Consider the following 5,819-nt stretch of genomic DNA (forward strand, 5'->3'; position numbering starts at 1 on the left):
CGGGGAGGGGTACGCGCTGGGCAACCTCGGGATGGCGCAGCAGCACCTCGGGTGGCACGGTGAGGCGGACGGCAACCTGGTCCGATCCCTGGCGATCGCGCGGGAGCTGGCCGACCGGCCGGTGTGCGAAGAGGCCGACATCTGGTACGAACGGCAGGGGCGGCACTCCCGCGTACTCGGCCCCGATCACCGGACCCTGAACCTGGCCCGGCAGGTGGCCGCGATGGCGCGGCGCTTCGGCGACCGGCTCAGCGAGGCCAACGCGCTGGGGGACCTCGGGATCATGTTCCGGGTGCTGGGGGACCTGTGGCAGGCCCACGATCACCTGCACCAGGCGCTGGCCATCACCCGCGAACTCGGCAACCAGCCCGGCGAAGCCGACCTGCTGAACGAGCTGGGCGAGACGGTACGCGCGATGGGTGACCCCACGCGGGCGCTCGGTCACCACCAGGTCGCCGTGCTGCTGGCCGACGAGCTGTGTGACGACTATCGGCGGGCGTGCGCGCTGGACGGTGTCGCTTTTTGCCACCAGGCGCGCGGGGAGGGGGAGGAGGCGCGGGCGGCTTGGAGCAGGGCGCTGCGCCTCCACGAAGTCCTCGGCACGCCGGAGGCATCGACCATCCGCGAGCGGCTGCATGCTGCAAGCCGTTCGCCCTGATCACGCTCGTGCCCCGGCCCGACCACGAACCTGGCGACTCGAAGCCGGTCTCTCATTCGGAAACTCATGCCCCTGATCCACCTGATATGAAGAGTGGATCACCGACAAACGCCGACATCCCCAACAGCGCAGGTCGCGTGCATTCTGCCTGCTGGCGAAGGGTCCTCCCCACACGCGTGGGGATGAACCGCAGCCGTTAGTGGGTCTCTTGTTCTCTCCACTCGCGTTGTAGGTGCGCCGGTCGTCCTGAATCCCTCGTGCAATAGGACAGCCCGTTCACCCGCCCTCTCAACAGGGGCAGGCCGGCTCCCGATCGCCTCAGTGGCCGTGCCAATCCTTACGGCAATCCCCGGTCCTCGCGTCCCCTGCGCCGGCCGCCCGGTTTCCACCGTTTCGCGTGTGTCGTGGCTCTGCGCAGTTCCAGTGCCATCCACCGGAGCGCCAGATGTCACCCCCCGATCCCCCGCGACCTGCGCCGCAGCGAACCGACTTGCCTTGACGCCGATGTCAAGGTTTTACCTTGGGCGCAGTTCCAAGCACACCAGCGTTCAACCACCGCCCCCATCACGGGAGAAGAAACCGGCCAAACGACTGGCCACCATCGACGTCCTGTCCCGGGGCAGGATGCGGTTGCTGACCGTGGGCCTGGGCAGCCTGCCGCGCGAGGCACAAGCCATGGGAGTCGACTTCGCCACGCGTGGGCGCAGGGCCGAGGAAGCGATCCGCGTCATCCGAGCGCTCTGGGCGGGTGGCGACGAGGGAGCGGACCACGACGGTGAGTTCTTCTCCTTCGAGGCGGTGTGCAGCTTCCCGAAACCGCTCAGCGCCACCCTGCCGGTCCACATCGGCGGTTCGAGCCGGGCGGCGGCGCGGCGGGCGGGCCGGCTCGGTGACGGCTTCTTTCCCGGGGGTGCGCTGGATGCGCAGGAGCGGGCCGCGCAGTGGGAGCTGGCCCGGGCGAGTACGGCCGAGGCGGGACGTGATCCGGACTCGCTTGAGTACACCCGGTTCGGGTCGCTGGACATGCCTGTCGAGCGTGTCGAGGAACTGGCCGAGCAGGGGGTCACCCGCGTCGTCGTGAGCGCCGGCGCCACCGAGCCGGACGATTAGCGCCGGGAACTGTCGGCGTTCGCCGAGCGGTTCGGACTGATCCCCGGCGGTTCGTACTGATCTCGGCTTTGGCCCATCAGGTCAGGGCCAGCTTGGCCACCACGAAGGCACCGGGAGCGGGACCGGCCTGGGTGACGAGGCGTCCGTCCGGTGACCAGACGCCCGAGCCGCCCGAGGTCACGGGGTACGCAGTGGTCGCCCCGGCGTAACTGGCCACGGCCACCCACACCCCGAACTCCGCCGCGATCTGGGGCATACGCGCGTCACGTTGCGCCGCGCCCGCAGGGCTGAACAGCGCGCCGACGAGGTAGGCGTCGATGCCCAGGGCCGCGGTGTCGGCCGCGTGCTGCGGGATGCCCGAGTCGCGGCAGATCGCCAGGCCCAGTCGCCGGCTGCGGACCTCGATCGCGGCCGGGGACCGTCCGGGGGTGAAACGGCGGCTCTCGGCTTCGCCCGGCCACATCTTCCGGTAGGCGACCCGCGCCGCCGTACCGTCAACGGCGATCATCGCGATGTACTCACGGCCGCCCTCCTCGATCGGAGCGCCGGCCAGTGCCAGGGCGCCGGTGGCGGCGCATGCCTCGACGATGGGTCCGAGGGCGTCGTCATCGTTCGGGCTGATCGGTGGCGCGTCCAGTTCGTAGCCGGTCAGCGAGAGTTCGGGGAAAAGGACGATGTCGGTGCGGGCGGCCCGGATCATCTCAGCGTGAGCCGCGGCGCTGGCCGGGACGTCGGCGGGCGCGCAGGCGGGCTGCGCGACGGCGATGGTGATCACGTCGCCCTCCTCGGAAAGAGTGTCGCCCTTCTCGGAAGGAATCACGCCATCCTCCTCGGGAATCCGTCAGGACCACCACGATACGGGCAGGGCCGCCGCGCGGCACGGACCGGCCGGGCTGATGCTGGGGACCAGGCCCGCCCGTATTCGCTCACTCGCGGTATCGACCGTCACGGCCATCCGACCCGCTATTCAGTGTTGCTATGTACCGGTGATCGGTGTACTGTCTACTACGTAGTCAGTGTCACTGAGTAGCTGGAGAGAGTGGCCAATGGGCAAGCAGGCGACCGAGATGCTCAAGGGCACACTGGAGGGCATCGTCCTGGCGATCCTGTCCGAACGGCCCGCCTATGGCTATGAGATCACGGCGTGGCTGCGAGATCAGGGCTTCTCCGACATCGCCGAGGGCACGATCTACGCGCTGCTGGTCAGGATCGAACAACGTGGCCTCGTCGATGTGCAGAAGGTCCCGTCCGACAAAGGCCCGCCGCGCAAGGTGTACTCCCTCAATGCGCAGGGACAGGAGTACCTCCAAGAATTCTGGAGGACCTGGAGCTTCCTCGCAGAACGGCTCGAACGGCTCCGCAAAGGAGGCAGGTGACCATGCCCGATGCTGATGAAAGAGGCGGCCTTCTCGCAAAGATGATCGGCCCCAAGCGGCGCCGGCGGGAGTACAAGGCGCGCGTGAGGCGACTTCCGCCGGACCATCGCGGGGCGGTCGAGGCGATCGAGCAGTACATGATGCACTTCGTGCCGACCGACGGCGACCGCGATGCGGCGAGGTTCGACGACCTCGCCGGACCTGTTCGAGCAGGCCGTGGCGGGCGGGACGCCGATCCGCCAGATCACCGGAGAGAATCCGTTGGAGTTCGTCGAGGAGTTCGTCAAGAACTACACGGAGGGCGGCTACGTCCCCGCCCGCGCGCGTAAGCGGCTGACCGACGCCATTACCCGCGCCACCGGCCAGGGCGACAATACGGCCTGAGATCATCCCGGCACATTGTGCCGTCTGAAGCCGAGCAGCACTTTCCCTGACTGCCCGGCGGTTCCTCCCTGCCGCTTTTCAGCGGCGGCATCAAGGCGGCGACAGCCGCCTCCCCGTGCATGGCCGATGAAAGCCCATGAGCATAACGCCGGGCGGGTTCTGCACGACCGAACACGATTCTGAGGAGATTCATCATGGGAAAAGGCGACAACGGCTTCTCCGAAACAGGGCTGCGCAGACTGCGCGAGGTACTGGCCCGGCATGTCGAGTCCGGTAGGATTTCGGGGCTGGTCGCCCTGGTCAGCCGGGGTGGTGAGGCGCACGTCGAAGCGATCGGGACGATGCGCCATGACGGTGGCGCGCTGATGCGCCGGGACACGATCTTCCGGATGGCCTCGACGTCCAAGCCGGTCGCGGTGGCGGCGGCGATGGTCCTGGTGGACGAGTGCCGGCTGCGGCTGGACGAGCCGGTCGAGCCGTGGCTGCCCGAGCTCGCCGACCGCCGGGTGCTGAAGCGGGCCGACGGCCCGTTGGAGGACACGGTGCCGGCGCGGCGTCCGATCACCGTGAGGGACCTGCTCACCTCCACGTTCGGGCTCGGCGTGGACGTGACGATGGCGGGCACCCCGATCGGGGCCGCGATCTTCGAGCGGCAGATCTACACGCAGGGCTCGTTGCCGACGCCCGAGCCGGACGAGTGGATGCGCCGCCTCGGCACGCTGCCGCTGATGTATCAGCCTGGAGAGCGGTGGCAGTACCACATCAGCAACGACCTGCTTGGCGTGCTCGTCGCCAGGGTCACCGGCCGGCCGTTCGAGGAGTTCCTGCGCGAGCGCATCTTCGAGCCGCTGGGGATGCGGGACACCGGCTTCCACGTGCCCGCCGCCAAGATCGACCGGCTGCCGCCCAGCTACGCGCCCGACCCGGAGACCGGCGAAATGAACATCTGGGACGAGGCCGTGGGCGGACGCTACAGTACGCCCCCGGCCTTCCAGTCGGGCGGCGGCGGGCTGGCCTCGACCGTCGATGACTATCACGCGTACTTCCGGATGCTGCTCAACGGAGGGAGGCACGGGCGCCGGCGGATCCTGTCCCGGCCCTCGGTCGAGCTGATGACCACCAACCGCCTCCCGGCCGAGCAACTGGCCACCCGGGAATCCTGGGCCCGCAATTTCGTCCATGTGTCATATGGCACGGGACAGCACGGCGGCTGGGGCTTCGGGATGGCGGTGCGCACGTACCGTGGCGACTTCGCGCCGATCGGCCAGTTCGGCTGGGACGGCGGCACGGGGACCTCCACCTACGCCGACCCGGAAAACGGGCTCATCGGCATTCTGCTCACCCAGGTCGGGATGTCCACCCCGGATTCGGCGCGGGCCATGCACGACTTCTGGACCACGCTCTACCAGGTGATCGACGACTGACCTGCCGTTCGGCCCAGGGCTTTCCGGTACGGCAGGCGGCTCACCTTCCGGTACGGCAGGTGGCCCACCTTCCGGTATGGCAGGTGGCCTACTGCCCGCCGCCCCAACCGGCCATCACCATTCCACGATGCACAATGGAGGCCGGAGTCGAAAAGCCCATTGAATGGAGCGGCCTCGTGACCTTGCGATTACTCGGTCCCTGGTGTCGGCGGCGTGCGGGATCGGCGCTCCTGAGGCCGGTTCAAGGCGGTACTGCTCCCACCCCGATCCTCAACTGGCACCATCCGCGTGTCCGTGAATTGGCGGCCTGCGCGGAGAAGACCGCCCGGCTCTCCGCCCAGGCGAATGCGCACCCCTCCCAGCGCGACCTGCTGAAAACCGCGCACCGGCTGATCGGCGAACGAATCCGCCCGGTGTACGCGGTGAACGACGAGCAACCCGTCTCGGCGACGCTCGCCCGTGGGCGGGGCTCGTGCAGCCAGCGTATGGCCGTACTGGAAACCGTGGCCCGCGCACACGGCATTGCGACCCGAGTGCGCGGGCGAGTGATCGACGGGACGTTCTGGTATCCGCGTTTCCCCGGCTACGTGCCGTGGTCCCGGCCGATGTCATCCTGGCCTGGCCGGAGTTTCTGATCGACGGGGCCTGGGTGCCGATCTCCGACCTTTACGACGGCCTCTGCATGAGCACCGGCTTCACCAACAGCGGCGCTGAAACCCTTTTCGAGGCCATCACCCGGACGGCGGTGGACTGGGACGGCGCTTCCACGTCGAGCTGCGACCTGTCCGCCAATGTCCGCGCCGACCTGGGGTACTTCGACTCACGAGACGAACTGTTCCGCGCACACGGCCAGACCCTGTGCCCACC

The 5,819-nt window shown here is 68.6% G+C and carries 8 protein-coding genes; 7 read left to right on the forward strand and 1 reads right to left on the reverse strand.

Annotated features, from left to right (window positions below; all coding sequences use genetic code 11):
* On the forward strand, positions 1 to 658 hold a 658-nt coding region (locus C1I98_RS34000; protein WP_146607810.1), incomplete at its 5' end, for a tetratricopeptide repeat protein.
* A 504-nt stretch (positions 659 to 1,162) separates the two neighbouring features.
* On the forward strand, positions 1,163 to 1,768 hold the full coding sequence (locus C1I98_RS34005) for an LLM class flavin-dependent oxidoreductase (protein WP_111171437.1): 606 nt from the start codon (positions 1,163 to 1,165) through the stop codon (positions 1,766 to 1,768).
* A gap of 76 nt (positions 1,769 to 1,844) precedes the next feature.
* Here the strand turns inward: C1I98_RS34005 and C1I98_RS34010 are convergent, their stop codons facing one another.
* Positions 1,845 to 2,588, reverse strand: coding sequence for a carbon-nitrogen hydrolase family protein (locus C1I98_RS34010; RefSeq protein WP_233508418.1), 744 nt, complete (start codon positions 2,586 to 2,588; stop codon positions 1,845 to 1,847).
* A 226-nt stretch (positions 2,589 to 2,814) separates the two neighbouring features.
* On the opposite strand from C1I98_RS34010, the gene C1I98_RS34015 reads away from it, so the two are divergent.
* From C1I98_RS34015 to C1I98_RS43320, 5 genes are all read left to right on the forward strand, one after another.
* Positions 2,815 to 3,144, forward strand: a complete 330-nt coding sequence (locus C1I98_RS34015; protein WP_111171438.1) for a PadR family transcriptional regulator — start codon at positions 2,815 to 2,817, stop codon at positions 3,142 to 3,144.
* Between the two features lie 171 nt (positions 3,145 to 3,315).
* Positions 3,316 to 3,528 carry a hypothetical protein gene (locus C1I98_RS43315; protein WP_199537427.1) on the forward strand — a complete coding sequence of 71 codons (213 nt, stop codon included), beginning with the start codon at positions 3,316 to 3,318 and terminating at the stop codon, positions 3,526 to 3,528.
* A gap of 194 nt (positions 3,529 to 3,722) precedes the next feature.
* On the forward strand, positions 3,723 to 4,952 hold the full coding sequence (locus C1I98_RS34025; RefSeq protein ID WP_111171439.1) for a serine hydrolase domain-containing protein: 1,230 nt from the start codon (positions 3,723 to 3,725) through the stop codon (positions 4,950 to 4,952).
* Between the two features lie 134 nt (positions 4,953 to 5,086).
* On the forward strand, positions 5,087 to 5,587 hold the full coding sequence (locus C1I98_RS34030; protein ID WP_199537428.1) for a transglutaminase-like domain-containing protein: 501 nt from the start codon (positions 5,087 to 5,089) through the stop codon (positions 5,585 to 5,587).
* A gap of 14 nt (positions 5,588 to 5,601) precedes the next feature.
* Positions 5,602 to 5,819: hypothetical protein (locus C1I98_RS43320; RefSeq protein WP_233508419.1), on the forward strand; the 218-nt coding region annotated here is incomplete at its 3' end.

The organism is Spongiactinospora gelatinilytica (genome assembly GCF_003236385.1).
Taxonomy (GTDB): Bacteria; Actinomycetota; Actinomycetes; order Streptosporangiales; family Streptosporangiaceae; genus Spongiactinospora; species Spongiactinospora gelatinilytica.

Bases quoted from the DNA above. Each gene is read 5' to 3' on its own strand.
- C1I98_RS34030 (WP_199537428.1), top strand. From the start codon at position 5,087: ATGGAGGCCGGAGTCGAAAAGCCCATTGAATGGAGCGGCCTCGTGACC.
- C1I98_RS34025 (WP_111171439.1), top strand. From the start codon at position 3,723: ATGGGAAAAGGCGACAACGGCTTCTCCGAAACAGGGCTGCGCAGACTG.
- C1I98_RS34015 (WP_111171438.1), top strand. From the start codon at position 2,815: ATGGGCAAGCAGGCGACCGAGATGCTCAAGGGCACACTGGAGGGCATC.
- C1I98_RS34005 (WP_111171437.1), top strand. From the start codon at position 1,163: ATGTCAAGGTTTTACCTTGGGCGCAGTTCCAAGCACACCAGCGTTCAA.
- C1I98_RS43315 (WP_199537427.1), top strand. From the start codon at position 3,316: ATGCGGCGAGGTTCGACGACCTCGCCGGACCTGTTCGAGCAGGCCGTG.